At 29.1% G+C, this 15,854-nt stretch carries 15 protein-coding genes and 1 riboswitch; of the genes, 14 read left to right on the forward strand and 1 reads right to left on the reverse strand.

Features of this window, described 5'->3' with window-relative positions:
* Positions 1 to 89 precede the first annotated feature (89 nt).
* From RYO54_RS11935 to RYO54_RS11960, 6 genes are all read left to right on the forward strand, one after another.
* Positions 90 to 551, forward strand: a complete 462-nt coding sequence (locus tag RYO54_RS11935) for a metallophosphoesterase family protein (RefSeq protein ID WP_315118921.1) — start codon at positions 90 to 92, stop codon at positions 549 to 551.
* A gap of 83 nt (positions 552 to 634) precedes the next feature.
* Positions 635 to 1,078 (forward strand): GNAT family N-acetyltransferase, encoded by a 444-nt coding sequence (locus RYO54_RS11940; protein ID WP_315118924.1) that lies wholly within the window; start codon positions 635 to 637, stop codon positions 1,076 to 1,078.
* Positions 1,079 to 1,129: 51 nt separating this feature from the next.
* The gene (locus tag RYO54_RS11945; protein ID WP_315118927.1) at positions 1,130 to 1,669 is read left to right on the forward strand and encodes a phosphatidylinositol kinase; all 540 of its coding nucleotides are present in this window, start codon (positions 1,130 to 1,132) and stop codon (positions 1,667 to 1,669) included.
* Positions 1,670 to 1,767: 98 nt separating this feature from the next.
* Entirely contained in the window at positions 1,768 to 2,181 is a 414-nt protein-coding gene (locus RYO54_RS11950; RefSeq protein WP_315118929.1) for an NUDIX domain-containing protein, read from the forward strand.
* A gap of 60 nt (positions 2,182 to 2,241) precedes the next feature.
* Positions 2,242 to 2,403, forward strand: a riboswitch (M-box (ykoK) riboswitch).
* Between the two features lie 468 nt (positions 2,404 to 2,871).
* Positions 2,872 to 5,433 (forward strand): magnesium-translocating P-type ATPase, encoded by a 2,562-nt coding sequence (gene mgtA / locus RYO54_RS11955; RefSeq protein ID WP_315118931.1) that lies wholly within the window; start codon positions 2,872 to 2,874, stop codon positions 5,431 to 5,433.
* Positions 5,434 to 5,946: 513 nt separating this feature from the next.
* Positions 5,947 to 6,927 carry a diaminopimelate dehydrogenase gene (locus RYO54_RS11960; protein WP_315118933.1) on the forward strand — a complete coding sequence of 327 codons (981 nt, stop codon included), beginning with the start codon at positions 5,947 to 5,949 and terminating at the stop codon, positions 6,925 to 6,927.
* A gap of 132 nt (positions 6,928 to 7,059) precedes the next feature.
* Here the strand turns inward: RYO54_RS11960 and RYO54_RS11965 are convergent, their stop codons facing one another.
* Positions 7,060 to 9,069, reverse strand: coding sequence for a methyl-accepting chemotaxis protein (locus RYO54_RS11965; protein WP_315118934.1), 2,010 nt, complete (start codon positions 9,067 to 9,069; stop codon positions 7,060 to 7,062).
* A gap of 196 nt (positions 9,070 to 9,265) precedes the next feature.
* Here RYO54_RS11965 and RYO54_RS11970 point away from each other — a divergent pair, with 196 nt between their 5' ends.
* The 8 genes from RYO54_RS11970 to RYO54_RS12005 all read left to right on the forward strand — a co-directional run bounded on the left by RYO54_RS11970 (position 9,266) and on the right by RYO54_RS12005 (position 15,719).
* Positions 9,266 to 10,324 (forward strand): diguanylate cyclase domain-containing protein, encoded by a 1,059-nt coding sequence (locus tag RYO54_RS11970; RefSeq protein ID WP_315118936.1) that lies wholly within the window; start codon positions 9,266 to 9,268, stop codon positions 10,322 to 10,324.
* Positions 10,325 to 10,454: 130 nt separating this feature from the next.
* Positions 10,455 to 11,261, forward strand: coding sequence for a mechanosensitive ion channel domain-containing protein (locus RYO54_RS11975; RefSeq protein ID WP_315118939.1), 807 nt, complete (start codon positions 10,455 to 10,457; stop codon positions 11,259 to 11,261).
* A gap of 132 nt (positions 11,262 to 11,393) precedes the next feature.
* Entirely contained in the window at positions 11,394 to 12,104 is a 711-nt protein-coding gene (locus RYO54_RS11980; RefSeq protein WP_315118941.1) for an AzlC family ABC transporter permease, read from the forward strand.
* A gap of 1 nt (position 12,105) precedes the next feature.
* Positions 12,106 to 12,402: an AzlD domain-containing protein gene (locus tag RYO54_RS11985; protein ID WP_315118944.1), complete on the forward strand. Its 297-nt coding sequence runs from the start codon at positions 12,106 to 12,108 to the stop codon at positions 12,400 to 12,402.
* 148 nt (positions 12,403 to 12,550) lie between these two features.
* Positions 12,551 to 12,901: a hypothetical protein gene (locus tag RYO54_RS11990; RefSeq protein ID WP_315118947.1), complete on the forward strand. Its 351-nt coding sequence runs from the start codon at positions 12,551 to 12,553 to the stop codon at positions 12,899 to 12,901.
* On the forward strand, positions 12,898 to 13,752 hold the full coding sequence (locus RYO54_RS11995) for a GGDEF domain-containing protein (protein ID WP_315118950.1): 855 nt from the start codon (positions 12,898 to 12,900) through the stop codon (positions 13,750 to 13,752). The genes RYO54_RS11990 and RYO54_RS11995 overlap by 4 nt, the downstream gene beginning before the upstream one ends.
* A 98-nt stretch (positions 13,753 to 13,850) precedes the next feature.
* Positions 13,851 to 14,741 (forward strand): LysR family transcriptional regulator, encoded by an 891-nt coding sequence (locus RYO54_RS12000; RefSeq protein WP_315118953.1) that lies wholly within the window; start codon positions 13,851 to 13,853, stop codon positions 14,739 to 14,741.
* A gap of 117 nt (positions 14,742 to 14,858) precedes the next feature.
* Positions 14,859 to 15,719, forward strand: a complete 861-nt coding sequence (locus RYO54_RS12005; RefSeq protein WP_315118956.1) for a 4Fe-4S binding protein — start codon at positions 14,859 to 14,861, stop codon at positions 15,717 to 15,719.
* Positions 15,720 to 15,854 lie beyond the last annotated feature (135 nt).

Raw genomic sequence — 15,854 nt, forward strand, 5'->3', positions numbered from 1 at the left:
AACAATCCACACTGTTGATAAAAAAATATCGACAATGTGGATTGTTTTATTTAAAATATAATATTAAGTAGTGATTGAAGGTGAAATAGATGAGAGTAAAGAAAGTAGGTATTATTTCAGATACCCATGGACTTTTAAGAGGGGAATTTCTTGAAGAACTTAAAGATGTTCAATTGATAATCCATGCTGGGGATATTGATAAAGAAGAAGTGTTATCAGAGTTAAACAAGATTTGTTCTGTGGTGGCTGTAAGGGGTAATTGCGATAAGGGTAAGCTAAAAAAAGAGTTGCCTTTCTCAGATATAGTAGAGGTAGAAGGTAAATATATATATGTTGTCCATGATATTAACACTATGGACATTGACCCTAAAACTGCGGGTATTGATATAGTCATATTTGGACATTCTCATAAAGCCTATGAAGGAGAAAAGGATAATATACTATATATAAATCCAGGGGGAGCGGGACCTAGAAGATTTAAATTACCTATAAGTATGGCAATTTTAACTTTTGAGAATGATAAACATACAGTTAATTTTAAATATTTATAAAGCATATGTATTATTTTAGTATTTACTATGCCTATACATTTCCTTATAGTAAAACTATAATAGATATATAGGAGGAATAATACATGGAGTTTAAGTTAAAAAGATTTAAAGATTTAAATGTAGATGAAATATACAAGATACTAGAAATACGAAATAAAGTTTTTATTGTAGAGCAGAATTGCCCTTATCAAGATTGTGATGGCAAAGATAAAAGTTCATATCATTTATTTCTAGAAGAAAAGGGAGAAATAATTGCATATTTAAGAATATTAGATAAAGGTGTTTCCTATGATCAGATATCAATAGGGAGGGTATTGGTCAATGAAAGCTATCGTGGAAGTGGAATAGCAAGAGAGTTAGTATTAAAAGCTATTAATTTTATAGAAGAAAGCTTAAAGGAAAAGGAAATCAAGATTTATGCTCAAAGCTATTTAATTAATTTCTATAAAAGTCTTGGGTTTAAAGAAGTGTCGAAGGAATATTTAGAGGGTGATATTCCTCATATAGATATGTTATATAGAAAATAAGGCAATACTTAAAAATAATAGTTAACTTATGAAGGAGGAATTGTTTAGACTATGATAAAAAATATAAAAAAAGCAAACATAGTAAGTAGTAAAATTAAAAATACAAATATAAAATCAAAACCACATATTCATGGTGGCAATTATGTGGGAGAGAAGAAAGATGGTAAAATGCATGGAGAAGGTACTTATTTCTATAATGATGGAAGTAAATATGTAGGACAGTGGAAAGATGATAAGATGCATGGACAAGGAACACATACTTGGACATATGGGGAAAAATATATTGGTGAATGGGCAAATGACATAAAACATGGCCATGGTATATACACTTGGGATGACGGAGAAAGTTATGTAGGTCATTGGGAAAATGACATGAAATGTGGATATGGTATATATACTTGGGAAAATGGTGAAATTTACATAGGCGAGTGGAAAAACGACCAAAGACATGGAGAGGGTACTTTTATTTGGAATGATGGTGGAAAGTATATAGGTCAATGGGAGAATGATGAAAGACAAGGAAAAGGTATGCTTATAGAACCTAATGGAGAAACCTTCATGGGAGAATTTAAGAATGGACGTATGATATAAACTCAATATTTTAAAGTAAAGGTCGTAAATGAGATGCAAGATTATACATTTTATTTACGGCTTTTGTATATACAGTATGGAAAAGGAGTAAAATTTATATGGAGAAAAGAATTGTGGTGGTTGTAAAAGGTATAATTAAATTTAAAAATAAATTATTAATCGTAAAACGTTCAGACAATGATGATGTGTGCCCTGGAGAATGGGAGTTCCCAGGTGGTAAAATAGATTTTGGTGAAAGACCAGAAGATGCACTCATAAGAGAAATAGGCGAAGAAGTAGGATTAGCTATAAAAATTGAAGGTATATTATATACTTGGACTACCATGCTTAATAAATACAAACAATATATAGGATTAAACTATTTTTGTATTAGTGAGAGTGACCATGTTACAATTTCCTTTGAGCATTCCGATTATAAATGGGTAGATGAAAAAGAAATTAAGGAATATATAAAGGATGAAGACATATTAAACAAGTTAAGAAAAATAGATTTAGATAACAATAAAATTTAATATCAATGAAAAAAGTGTTGACATTTGCAAGCTATAAGCATAAAATGTTAATGTAATTAAATAGAGCCTCGGTAGGTGAGGTTACTACAAGGATATGGGTTGCTGCCGTAAAAGGATGGAAACATTCTGAACTGGTTAGCAGGTTTGGCCGAAGAAAGAAGGCTTAATCTAATGCAACTACACTGCCTTGCAGAGCCAAAGCTTGAACGGGAAAGTGTGTTTTTAATGCCTTCGTCATGTTCGAGCTTGATGGAGGCTTTTTATATTTTAAAGATAATCGGAGGTGAAAAGAATGGAGCCTGACGCCAGTAGTATTGGCAGTGAAGGGAAATATATATGTTATATAAAAAATAAAATATTTAATATTAAACTCTGTTCTTTTTTTCTAAGGGTTTAATCAAAGCTATTATATACAACTTATTTTCATTTTATATATAACTTTTCTTAGTTTTCAAATCTATATTACCTTCACTGTTTCTTTGGTAAATTAATTCTCAAATTAATTTAAATTAAATAGTTATTTAGTTTAAAAGGTTAAAAAATATATTGAATAACCTTTAGTTTCCTGTTGCCATTTTTAAATACATGTATCTTACAAGGGTTAATAGGAAATAAATATACTAGATAGTATTAAGTGAAATAATTTGCAGTATTAATGTCTTTATTTTAAAAGAAAATGGAGGTGTAGTTATGGTATTAAAGAAATTAACTAATTCAATTGATAATAGAATTATTGATCCTATATTAAGAAAATTAAATACTTCTCTTAATGGTTTAACTGAAGAAGAAGTAGAAAATAGAATAGATAAATATGGATATAATGAGGTAGGTAGTGAAGCAAAAGAGTCAACATTTATTAAGTTGCTTGAAAATTTAAAGAATCCTCTAGTTATATTATTAGCTGTACTTGCCTTAGTATCATATATAACAGGAGATTCAATAGCTGCAGCAGTGATGGCTTTTATGGTTATCTTAGGGGTAGTGTTAAAATTTGTTCAAGAAGTAAGAGCAGATAATTCAATAGAAAAATTAAAATCTATGGTCAGCACAACAGCTACTGTTATAAGAGATGGAGTTCAAAAGGAAGTTCCTCTTAGAATGATTGTCCCTGGTGATATTATCCATTTAGCATCGGGAGATATGATACCTGCTGATGTACAGCTTATAACATCAAAGGATTTGTTTGTTAACCAATCAGCACTTACAGGAGAATCTCTTCCTGTAGAAAAAAATATTGTAGATGGCAAATGGAATACTCCACTGGAAAATCCTAATCTATGCTTCATGGGTACTAATGTAGAAAGTGGAACAGCTATTGCAGTAGTGTTAACTACAGGAGGGCAAACATATTTTGGTCAATTAAGTAGCAAGATGACTAATGAAAGAACTATGACAAGCTTTGATAAAGGGGTAAATGAATATACATGGCTCATGATAAGATTTATATTCATCATGGTACCAGTAGTATTTATTATTAATGGTATTACAAAAGGAAATTGGTTTGAAGCATTCCTATTTGGTATTGCAGTAGCCGTAGGACTTACACCAGAAATGCTTCCTATGATTGTTACAGTCAACTTATCTAAAGGTGCTTTAGCTATGGCTAAAAAGAAAGTAGTAGTAAAAAAATTAAATGCAATACAAAATTTTGGAGCCATGGATATTCTTTGTACAGATAAGACAGGAACAATAACTTGTGGAAAAGTTGTGCTCCAAAAGCATGTAAATATTTATGGTAGCGACTCAGAAAGAGTTTTAAAATACGGTTATATTAATAGTTTTTATCAAACAGGTTTAAGAAATGTTATGGATACAGCTATTCTTCAACATAAGGGCAGAGGAGAAGATTATTTTAATATTGAAGAAAAATATGAAAAATTAGATGAGATTCCATTTGATTTCATAAGAAAGAGAATGTCAGTTGTAGTAAGAAATAAAAGAATGGAAGATGTATTAATTTGCAAGGGTGCTGTAGAAGAAGTATTGAGTTTGTGTAATAAGTATGAAACTAAAGAAGGTACTGAGCCTTTTATGGGTAAAATGACAGATAAAATTGAGAATATGATAAAAGAATTAAATTCAGAAGGTTTTAGAGTTATTGCGGTAGCCTATAGATTATTTGATGATATAAAAAGAGAATACTCTGTAGCTGACGAAAGTAACCTAACATTACTTGGGTTTATGGCTTTCTTGGATCCACCAAAAGAGACATCAGCAGAAGCTATTGATAAATTTCATCAATATAACGTAGAAGTGAAAGTGCTTACTGGAGATAATGAAATAGTAACTAAAAAGATTTGTGAAGAAGTTAATCTACCTGTAGATGAAATACTTCTTGGAAGTAAAATAGATGAAATGTCTGATGAGGAATTAAGTGAAGCAGCAGAAAAAACTTCTGTATTTGCAAAGCTTTCTCCTATGCATAAAGAAAGAATAATAAAAGCATTGCAGAGTAGAGAACATGTAGTTGGATTCATGGGTGATGGTATAAATGATGCACCAGCACTTAAAGTATCAGATATAGGGATCTCTGTAGATACAGCGGTTGATATTGCTAAAGAATCTTCAGATATCATACTTCTAGAAAATAACCTACTTGTTCTTGAAGAAGGGGTATTAGAAGGAAGAAAGGTATTTGGCAATATAGTAAAATATATAAAGATGACTGCAAGTTCAAATTTTGGAAATATGTTTAGTGTTCTTGGAGCAAGTATATTCGTTCCATTTTTGCCTATGATGCCAATTCAAGTTTTAACTAATAATTTACTATATGATGTTTCACAAATTGCAATACCTACGGATTCGGTAGATGAGGAATGGATAGCTAAGCCAAGAAAATGGGCAGTAGATGAAATAAAAAGATATATTATTCATATAGGACCAATTAGTTCTATATTTGATTACACCACATATTTTATAATGCTATATGTGTTTAACGCTTGGAGTAATCCTGCTTTATTTCAAACAGGGTGGTTTTTAGAATCACTATTTACTCAAACATTGATAATTCATGTAATAAGGACAAATAAAATACCATTTATTCAAAGTAAGGCTAGCAAACCTCTTATGATAACATCCTTATTAGTAGTTTTATTAGGTACGCTCTTAGTTAATTCTCCAATTGCAAGTGCTTTTGGGTTTACTAAATTACCGATATTATATTACCCATTATTAGCACTCACATTGTTTTGCTATATACTTTTAACACAGATAGTAAAAATGTGGTATATAAAAAAATATAATATTGAATAAATTAAAAGTGAATTTAAATAATTTTAGAGAAATTTTAATGAAATCCTTTATTAAAATTTCTCTTTTCTATTGTAATCTCCACACAATATTCATAAAGAAGTTATAAAATAACTTATGACAACTGAAGATAAACATTTATATTCTAGACTTAAAGAATCAAAGGATTCATTTTTAAGAAAAATAACATTCATTTAAGAAGGATACTACTAGCATAATTGATGCTATAGTAAAGAGAATAAATAAAGAAGACGATGAATTATGTAATCTAATAAGCCTATAAAGAATAAAAAAAACCTTCTTTCGACATAAAAAGAAGTTTTTTTTACTTTAATTTAATAATTATGCAAATTATTATTAATATACAAGTTATGATATAATTTATATATTAATAATTAGTGGCTACCCTTTAAAAATGCATATATATTGATACAAAGAGGTAAAATCTTATATATTAGGGTATGTAATACTAGCTTAGTATATAATTTTCACATTAAATCATGTTGGAGGGATACTATGGATAAAAAGATTAAGATAGGCATTGTTGGATATGGAAATATCGGCAAAGGCGTGGAAAAAGCTATAGCACAAAATCCAGATATGGAACTAGAAGCTATTTTTACAAGAAGAGATGTAAATACTATTGATGGCAATAATTCAAAACTAGTTCATATATCAAGACTTGAAGTTTATAAAGAAGTAATAGATGTAATGATATTGTGTGGAGGTTCTGCCACAGACTTAAAAGAGCAAGGACCAATGTTAGCATCTCAATTTAATACTGTGGATAGTTTTGACACTCATGCTAAAATTCCTGAATATTTTTCTATGATAGATAATGTATCAAAAGAAGCTAGTACATTAAGCCTTATATCAGTAGGCTGGGATCCGGGATTATTTTCATTAAATCGACTTCTAGGAGAAGTTGTACTGCCTAATGGAAAAGATTACACTTTCTGGGGTAAAGGTGTGAGTCAAGGGCATTCAGATGCTATTAGAAGACTTGAGGGAGTAAAAAATGGAATACAGTACACCATTCCTATAGAAGAAACATTAGAAAAAGTTAGATCAGGTGAAAACTATGAGTTTACAACAAGAGAAAAGCACCAACGTGTATGTTATGTAGTTCCTAAGGAAGGTGCAGATTTACATAAGATAGAAGAAGACATAAAAAATATGCCTAATTATTTTGCAGACTATGATACAACAGTACACTTTATATCAGAGGATGAACTAAAAACTAATCACTCAGGCATGCCACATGGTGGATTTGTTATACGTACAGGGAATACTGGAAATGGAACAAAGCAAATTATGGAGTTCGGTTTAAAATTAGATAGCAATGCAGAATTTACATCTAGTGTATTAGTGGCTTATGCTAGAGCTGTTTATAAAATGGCTAAGGAAGGAAGAAAGGGAGCTCTTACTGTTTTAGATATTCCTTTCACATATCTATCACCAAAATCTCCAGAGCAATTAAGAAAAGAATTATTATAAAAAAAGTTACAAAGGTTATATTATTAACCTTTGTAACTTTTTTGATTTGAGGTGAAGCATCATGAAAAAATTTATTTGTAATATTGTAGTTGAGTGTTTTATAGCTTTTGTCCTTCAAGCTATTATTGTAATTTAAATTTTGAATTTCAATACTATATCTTCTAACATTTTTGCGTACTCCATATTTGTAGCAACATTTTTGTCTACTTCTAATACTTTGTGCACTATATCTTCATTTTTTTCTACTATGTCAGAAATTCCTTTAGCTCCTTCATTAACTGTTGATGCTACTCCATTAATGGCAGTAATGATATTATGCATTGAACTATTAAGATATTGTACAGAAGAATTTATTTTTTCCATTAATTCATTTACTGTACTTGCATCGGTATTATATTGTTCACTAACATTTAAGAAGTTTTTATAATCATTATTGGCACTAGTTTCAATGAAGTTCAAGGTCTTTTCTGCGTTAACAGTCATATTTTTAAAAGCCATATGAACCATATTTACAACTTCATGTATTTTACCTACAGTATTAGAAGATTGTTCAGCAAGTTTCTTTATTTCATCGGCAACTACTGCAAATCCACGACCAGCTTCTCCAGCTCTAGCAGCTTCTATAGAAGCATTAAGTGCCAATAGATTGGTTTGCTCTGTTATTTCTAATATTGTAGATGTTAATAAGTTTATTTGATCTACTGTTTTAGCTTGCTCAATAGCTTTTTCAAAATCAACTTTTATTTCATCATATATGGCGTTAGCGCTATCTATAGATTTTATGGTTTCTTGCTTTAGGGAAGTTGCCCTGTTTATTATATTATTAGATAAATTAGCTCCTTCCATAGACCTTGCTGAAATTTCTTCAATATTACTACTAATTTCATCCATGGATGCATTTATTTCCTCAGTGGAGGCAGCGGTCTCTTCCATACCAGCAGATAATTGTTCAGTAGTAGCTGAATTCTCACCAGCGGCATCTTGTACTGAACTAGTAAGAATTTTTATAATTCCAGCACTTTCATTTATATCTTTAGATGATTTTAACAACAATAACACCATATCTTTTAATGCTTCACGCATTTTATTCATGGATTTTGCCATTACACCAGTCTCATCTTTGCTTAAAGATAATTTTTTATATTCGGGTTTTTCGGTAAAATCAAAATTAGCTGTAGCTTCAACTAAATTCGTAATGTTTTCTATAGGTTTAGATATTCTTAAAGAAAGTAAATATGAACCTATGATTGATATTACAGATAATACAATACCACATATAACTAAAAGAGTAATCATTCTATCAATAGGAGCTTTTATTTCACCTAAGTCCGCAGACATGACTACTAACCATTTTGTTTTTGGTATAAGAGAATAGGAAGATATCTTTTCTTTTCCTTCAAATTCATAATTAAGAGTTTTAAACTCTAGACTTTCACCTTTTGATAATTTCTCTAAAACCGAGTTTATAGCAATGTTCTCAATAGGTGTTCCTATTTTTGTACTGTCAGGATGATAAATAATAGAGCCTTTTGAATCCGTTAAATATGCGTAGCTAGACGCTGAACCTGCTAATCTGGCATCAGATAAATATTTGGTTAATTCATCACAAAATACAGGTGATGCAATAAGGCCTATAGCTTGTCCATTCTTTACTATGGGATAAGTAAATACAAGAATATTTTTGTTTGTAGTTCTAGAAGTTAATATCTCACTTATGTAGCTAGTATTTTGTTCGAGAGTGATCTTTGTATATTCTCTATCCTTCAAATCTGTGCCTATAGTTTTAGAATCGCTATCTGAAACTATAAGACCATTTTTACCAACAACAAATACATGCTCTAATTCATCCATGCCATCAGCATATTTTTTTAGCGCTTCATTAGATTTTTGTGGAGTTTTCTCTTCCCCTATAAGGAGGTTTATAATATCTGAATTAGTAGAAAGGGCTTTTAGTCCTAATTCATATTGTTCTATTATGTCGATCATATTATTTGCTTGATAATGAGCAGTATGAATTATGGAAGTATTAGATTGTTTTTGTATAATATCATTAGAGACATAATAGCTTATGGAGCTAGTAATAGATATAACAATTAATATAATAAATATAAAGTAAGTTGTAATTTTCTTTTTAATATTCAAGTCTAGTCCCTCCCGGATAAAATAGTTAGTTATCTAATTTTAACATTTCCAACAATTGGTGTCCATGAAAAGGCTTATAATTTTAAAAGTTATGGTAATCGTATATTTAAAATTGACAATATTAAATATATTCTTTAAAATGAAATTACTGGAATAGAAAAAATAGGAAATTATTATATTTAAAGGGGCGATTTCTTTGATTTGGGTTTTGGGGGAGGATGTACAGACAGATGCTGTAACCGATTTACCAAATTTTTTTCAATTTATTTTAGCAGATACGAAGAAATTATTTGGGGATAATGGATCAATAGTTATATTAGAGATTGAAAGTTTTACTATGATAAATAAAAAATTTGGAAGAGAAATAGGGGATTGTTGTTTAAAAGAGTTATCTAATATAATAAAAGCAACTTTGGGAAATAACCATTTTGTATATAGAACAGATGGGGATGAATTTACAATAGTACTGCCTAACATGTCTAATAGTGAAGCAGCAGAAATATCTTATTTAATAAAATCCAATTTTATTGATTATATGAGCACATATAAGATTTCTAATCTTGATTTAAGTGTATTATTGCTAAATTATACAGAAAGTATTTGTTCTATCAATGAAATTTATCATATGATATTGGCTAAGTATATGGATATTATTAAAAGCAGTGAAAACAGAGACACTACCCAGATAAAATGGATTAAGCATTTAATTGATAGCTTTAGTAGGCGTATAATTGAGAGCTTAAATTTAGCATTTACAGATGATATAACTGGGTTAGCTAATCATAGGTCAGCTAAATCATATTTAGCAAATTTAATAAAGGAAAGCGAATGTACCGGAGAAATTTTTAGCATACTTTTTATTGATGGAGATAACTTAAAGCGCTACAACAAAATAAGTTATCAGCATGGAAACGAAATGATATATAAATTATCAAGGATTATTGTAGATGCTTTAGGGAGCCAACATAAAGTATTTAGATGGCTCACAGGGGATGAGTTTTTAGTAATTTTAAGAGGAGTAGATAGAATAAATATTAGTAAATATGCGGAGAAAATTAGATTTGAAGTGGAGCACCAAACTAGGGGATGGATTTACCCTATAACCGTGTCTATAGGAATTTCCTCCTATCCATATCATGGAGATAATATTAAAGATATAGTTGGAAAGGCTGAAAAAGCAAATCTTACTGCAAAAAATTTAGGGAAAAATACTGTAGTTGAATGGAAAGTTGAAAATATTAATTTGAATTTATAAAAGAAGATAACAATAAACTTCCTCTTTCTATGACATATATCGGTATGAGGAAAAGGTAGCTTTTTCTTTTTACAAATTATTATGTTTTATGATAAAATGAATTAAAAATACTTTAGAAGGAGGAGAAATTTTGAATATAAAAGATAGAATACTAGGTATATTTACTAGTACATACGGATTAAAAATTATAGAACTATTAGTAGTATTATTTATAGGAAGCTGGATAATTAGAGTATTTTTAAACATTATAGATAAAGCATTGAAAAAGAGTAAAATAGATATATCATTGCATTCCTTTATAAAATCCATTGTAAATATAAGTTTAAGAATTATATTGTTCTTAACTATTGCATCCATGCTAGGTGTACCAATAACTACCTTTTTAGCTGTATTAAGTGCTGCAGGGTTAGCAGTAGGACTTGCTTTAAAAGATAGTTTAACTAACTTTGCAGGGGGAATATTATTATTAATATTTAGACCTTTTAGTGTGGGCGATTATATTGAAACTCAAGGATATTCTGGAACAGTTAATGATATACAGCTTTTATATACATATATGAATACTGCTGATAATAAAAAAATCATAATACCCAATGGGGAGTTAGCAAATGGAAAAATAATTAATTACTCTTCTGAGGAGCATAGGAGAGTGGATTTGAAATTTGGCATAAGTTATCATGATGATATTCTTAAAGCTAAAAGTATACTAAAAGAAGTTATAAATAGTAACCCTCTTATATTTAAAGATCCAGAGCCTTTTGTAGCAGTTGGAGAGTATGGAGATAGATCTATTAATTTAATAATTAAAGTTTGGTGCAATAATAGTGATTATTGGAACATATATCACTATCTTCAAGAAGAAGTCAAACTAGCCTTTGATAGAGAAGGAATTACTATTCCGTTCCCTCAAATGGATGTTCATATGTATAATAAATAATTATTTTAAAATATAAAATTCTAAAAACTCCTACTGATTAAAGATGAGTAGGAGTTTTTATAGTATTTAAAAGTGACTAATTGTGATAAAATGTTCCATAAATATCTATTTTAAAATAAAAGGGGGAGAATTATGGAAAAAAGGGACAAGGTATCATATTTTAAAGAGGGTATTAGACTAGCAATGCCTATTGCAATAGGATATGTACCAATTGCAATTACCTTTGGGTTGATAACTAAATCTTCTGGTGTTTCTAATGAAGTGGGTATAATGATGTCCATTATGGTGTTTGCAGGAGCAAGCCAATTTATTGGGGTAAATTTAATGGCTTTAGGTTCAGCACCATTAGAAATTATAGTTACTACCTTCATTATAAATTTTCGTCACTTTTTAATGTCATCGTCTTTATCACAGAAGGTAAAAGAGAATACGGATAAAAAACTTTTATATTTAATCTCTTTTGGTATAACAGATGAAACTTTTGCAGTAGCATCTTTGAAAGAGGAAGGGAAATTAAACCCTTATGTTATTTTAGGATTAAATTTTACCTCTTATTTATCTTGGGTTTTTGGTACAATTTTTGGAGTGGCTTTAGGAAATGTTATTCCAGAAGTTATTAAGAATAGTATGGGGATAGCGCTATATGCCATGTTTATTGGGCTATTAGTTCCTGCCTTAAAAAAATCAAAACCAATTTTAGTAATTTCTTTATTATCCATAGGAATTAATACATTAATTATGTATATACCTATATTTGCGTTTATATCAAAGGGATGGTCTATAGTAATTTCCACCATGATTTCTTCATTAGTTGGAGCATTAATGTTTAAGGAGGGAATGTAATATGGAAAATATAATTATTGTCATATTCATGGCTTTAGTCACTTATATACCCCGACTAATACCTATGGTGTTTTTAAATAATAAGCAACTATCACCATTTTGGAAGAGGTTTCTATATTTTATTCCCTTTGCGGCATTATCAGCTTTAATATTTCCAGATATTTTATATAGCACAGGTGATATTAACAGCGGCATAATAGGTGGAATAATAGCAGTAGTACTATCTTTTTTAGATTTAAATGTTGTTTTTGTAGTTTTTGGGGGGATTATAGCAGCACTATTATTTAAAATAATTTAAATAACAAATTTAATTGAATTATATTAAAAACTATATTTGTAATATAAGTAATAATATATTATAAAAAGAAAAATTATGTAAATAAAATAGATAATTTAGGTTAACTATGATAAAATATTTAGTGAAATTGTTAAAAGGTGGTTTTATCATGAACTATAATATGGAAAGTAGCAAAAAAGCAGAAATTAATATGAAATTTTGTGAGTTTGAGATGCCTCCAATGCAAGATGCCTTGCTTGTAGGTAAAAAATCGCCTCTTGGACCTGAATCAGCAAGGAGAATGGTAAATATTTTATCTCCTGATCAATATGAAATAATTAAAATAGAACATGAATGCATAGAAGCAATTGTTATAAGGAAATCATTGATTAATATATTACCAAAAGAGACACTTGTGAATTTAATTATGGAGGAAGGGGGAAAGATTGCTAACGAGCATATGATAATAAAAGCCGTGATAAATATTACTTTAAAAGTTAGCAAATCAATAGAATTATGATAAGAAAAGTTGATGATATAATGCTAAAAGATTTTATTGTAATAGATGCGTTATTATGTGTTAGAAATATAGGCGAGAGTATATTAAATAAAGGAATAGTTTGTTTTTTAGTTGAAGAAAAGGGCAAAACGATTGGAGTAATAACTCAAAAGGATTTAATTAACTGCCATCCTAATAGATTAGCGGTTGATGCTATGACAGACAAATATGAATATATAGAGGACAATATGTTTTTGTGGGAAGCAAAATGTATATTGGACAAAGGAATAGATCTACTCTTAGTGCTAAAAGAGAATAGAGTTGTAGGAGTAATTGATAAATTTATTATAGATTCTGAACTTGGAAAACACTTTGATTTATTGACCGGACTTTATAAAAATGACTACATATACTATAATGCTTTAAAATTAATCCATACAAATAACCATATTTCTTTTGCATTTATAGATATAAATAATTTTGGATATATAGATAAAAAATATGGACATGTTACTGGAGATGTTATCTTACAGCAATTATCAAAATTAATTGAAGGTAATATAACAGATGAGGAGGTTTTTCTTTCGAGATTTGGAGGAGATGAATTTCTTATATTAACTCCATATACCGTAGAAAAATGTGAAGTTCTAGCTAAAAAGTTGGTAAATATAATATCTAATTATACTTTTGTTAATAATATAGATGTCACTATATCAATAGGTATATCTTATATTGAAAGATGTAAAGAAAAAAATGAATTATTTAAATATATTTTGCAAACTATAAATTTTGCTAGCATAGCCTCTACAAAAGCTAAAGAGGAAAAATGTGGTGTATTTGTTTATTCAAATGACATTGCGGAAGTGATATAATAAAGCTAAACAAAAACATGGATGTTTAAAATCAAGAGCATCCATGTTTTTGTTTAAATAAATACTTATATATGCTAATTAAATAGAGGAGTATAAACATGTTAGATTTTAGAATAATTAGTTTTATTGTTGTTGGGAGAGTTGGAAATATCACTAAAGCTGCCGACATATTAAATATTACTCAACCAGCAGTATCTCAACATTTAAAATGGTTAGAAGAATATTATAATGTTAAGTTATTTGCTAAAAAGAATAAAAAGATGGTATTAACTGAAGAGGGAAAATATCTTTTTGATAATGCAGTTAAAATGGAATCTATGAGCAAAAATATACTGTATGAACTGAAAAATAGAAGGTCTATCATTAAGAAATATAGAATAGGAGCAACCCTTACTATTGGAGGATATGTGCTTCCAAATATAATTGGGGAATATAAGAAAGCTTATAATAATATAGATATCATAATGAAGGTGGAAAATACCGAAACTGTAGTTAAATTACTACGTGGAGGGGAGATAGACTTAGGTATAGTAGAGGGTGCTTTTAATAAGTCTAATTTAAAATATAAAAAGTTTAGAGAGGACGAACTAGCCTTAATAGTATCTCCTGAGCATAAATTTGCAAATATGGAGGAGGTAACTATAGAGGAAGTATTGAATAATAAGCTTATATTAAGAGAAAAAGGATCTGGTACTAGGCAAGCATTTCAAGATTATGTGATAGAGGGAGGGCTAGAAGAACATGATATAAGTCCATATATGGAAATAGGAAATATAACTGCTATATTATCATTAGTAAGATCTAATCTGGGATGCACGATTTTATCTAGAGAATCGGTAAAAGATGATGAAAAAAGAGGCTTATTAAAGGCTATTCCTATTAAAAATTTTCATATGACTAGGGAATTTAATTTTATTTATCTTGATAATTTTAATGAAGAATTTATTGATCACTTTTTAAAATTTTGTATTGAAAATGATTTAAAGTAATTTTTTACTATAATTATAATTTATAATATTATAATAAATTATAATTGGACTTAATATTGCCCTCATAGTAACATGAAAATAATGATATTAATAATCTAGTTAATATGGGAGGCTGAAATGATAAATATAAGTGAGGAAAAGATAAAAGAGCTAAAAGGACAAGGTTTTATATTACAAAACAATAAAGAAAATTTTATTTGTAGAGTAATAACTGTAGATGGTACATTAAAAGAGAAAGAAATCTCTAAAATAGGGGAAATTGCAGAAAAATATGGTTATGGACATGTTAATTTCACAGTAAGGTTAACTGTTGAAATACCAGGAATCAAATATGAAAATATTGAAAAAGTGAAAAGAGAATTAAAAGAGGCAGGTTTGTATTCAGGGGGGACGGGCAATAGAGTAAGACCTATTGTACCTTGTAAAGGAACGGTTTGTACCCATGGATTAATAGACACGCAAAAGATTGGAAGAGAGGTTCATGAAAGATTCTATTTAGGATTTTATGATATGAAGCTTCCTCATAAATTTAAAATAGGTATAGGGGGATGCCCTAATAATTGCATAAAACCAGAATTAAATGATTTTGGAATTGTGGGACAAAGAAAGCCTAAGATTGAAAATGAAAAATGCATTGCTTGTAATAATTGCGTTATTGAGGCTAAATGTAAGGTTGGAGCAGCAAAAATTATAGAAGAAAAGATTAATATAGATTTTGATAAATGTAATAACTGTGGAAAATGTATAGATAGTTGCCATTTTGGAGCAGTATCTCTTGATAAAGAAGGAGTTAAAATATTTCTAGGGGGCAAATGGGGAAAAGAACCTAAAATTGGAGAGGACTTAGGAGAGATATATACAGTAGAAGAGGCTTTAAATATTATTGAAAAATCAATTTATATTTATAAAAATGAGGGAAGACCAGGAGAAAGATTTGGTAGTTTAATAGATAGAATAGGTACTGACAGTTTTAAATAAAATATTGGTAATATTTTATAATTTATATTAATATGGTATAATACATTGTAGAGATTACGAAAATCTCTTTTAATCTATACAGTTATTAAAAAGTACTAAATTAGTTATTCTGTACCACGAAGGTAGGGTAAATTA

Source organism: uncultured Clostridium sp. (assembly GCF_963515715.1).
Classification (GTDB): domain Bacteria; phylum Bacillota; class Clostridia; order Clostridiales; family Clostridiaceae; genus Clostridium_AW.

Excerpts from the sequence above, each read along its gene's own strand:
- RYO54_RS12000 (WP_315118953.1), top strand. The coding sequence starts at position 13,851 with ATGTTAGATTTTAGAATAATTAGTTTTATTGTTGTTGGGAGAGTTGGA.
- RYO54_RS11990 (WP_315118947.1), top strand. The coding sequence starts at position 12,551 with ATGAACTATAATATGGAAAGTAGCAAAAAAGCAGAAATTAATATGAAA.
- RYO54_RS11995 (WP_315118950.1), top strand. The coding sequence starts at position 12,898 with ATGATAAGAAAAGTTGATGATATAATGCTAAAAGATTTTATTGTAATA.
- RYO54_RS12005 (WP_315118956.1), top strand. The coding sequence starts at position 14,859 with ATGATAAATATAAGTGAGGAAAAGATAAAAGAGCTAAAAGGACAAGGT.
- RYO54_RS11940 (WP_315118924.1), top strand. The coding sequence starts at position 635 with ATGGAGTTTAAGTTAAAAAGATTTAAAGATTTAAATGTAGATGAAATA.
- RYO54_RS11935 (WP_315118921.1), top strand. The coding sequence starts at position 90 with ATGAGAGTAAAGAAAGTAGGTATTATTTCAGATACCCATGGACTTTTA.
- mgtA (WP_315118931.1), top strand. The coding sequence starts at position 2,872 with ATGGTATTAAAGAAATTAACTAATTCAATTGATAATAGAATTATTGAT.
- RYO54_RS11945 (WP_315118927.1), top strand. The coding sequence starts at position 1,130 with ATGATAAAAAATATAAAAAAAGCAAACATAGTAAGTAGTAAAATTAAA.
- RYO54_RS11960 (WP_315118933.1), top strand. The coding sequence starts at position 5,947 with ATGGATAAAAAGATTAAGATAGGCATTGTTGGATATGGAAATATCGGC.
- RYO54_RS11985 (WP_315118944.1), top strand. The coding sequence starts at position 12,106 with ATGGAAAATATAATTATTGTCATATTCATGGCTTTAGTCACTTATATA.
- RYO54_RS11980 (WP_315118941.1), top strand. The coding sequence starts at position 11,394 with ATGGAAAAAAGGGACAAGGTATCATATTTTAAAGAGGGTATTAGACTA.
- RYO54_RS11950 (WP_315118929.1), top strand. The coding sequence starts at position 1,768 with ATGGAGAAAAGAATTGTGGTGGTTGTAAAAGGTATAATTAAATTTAAA.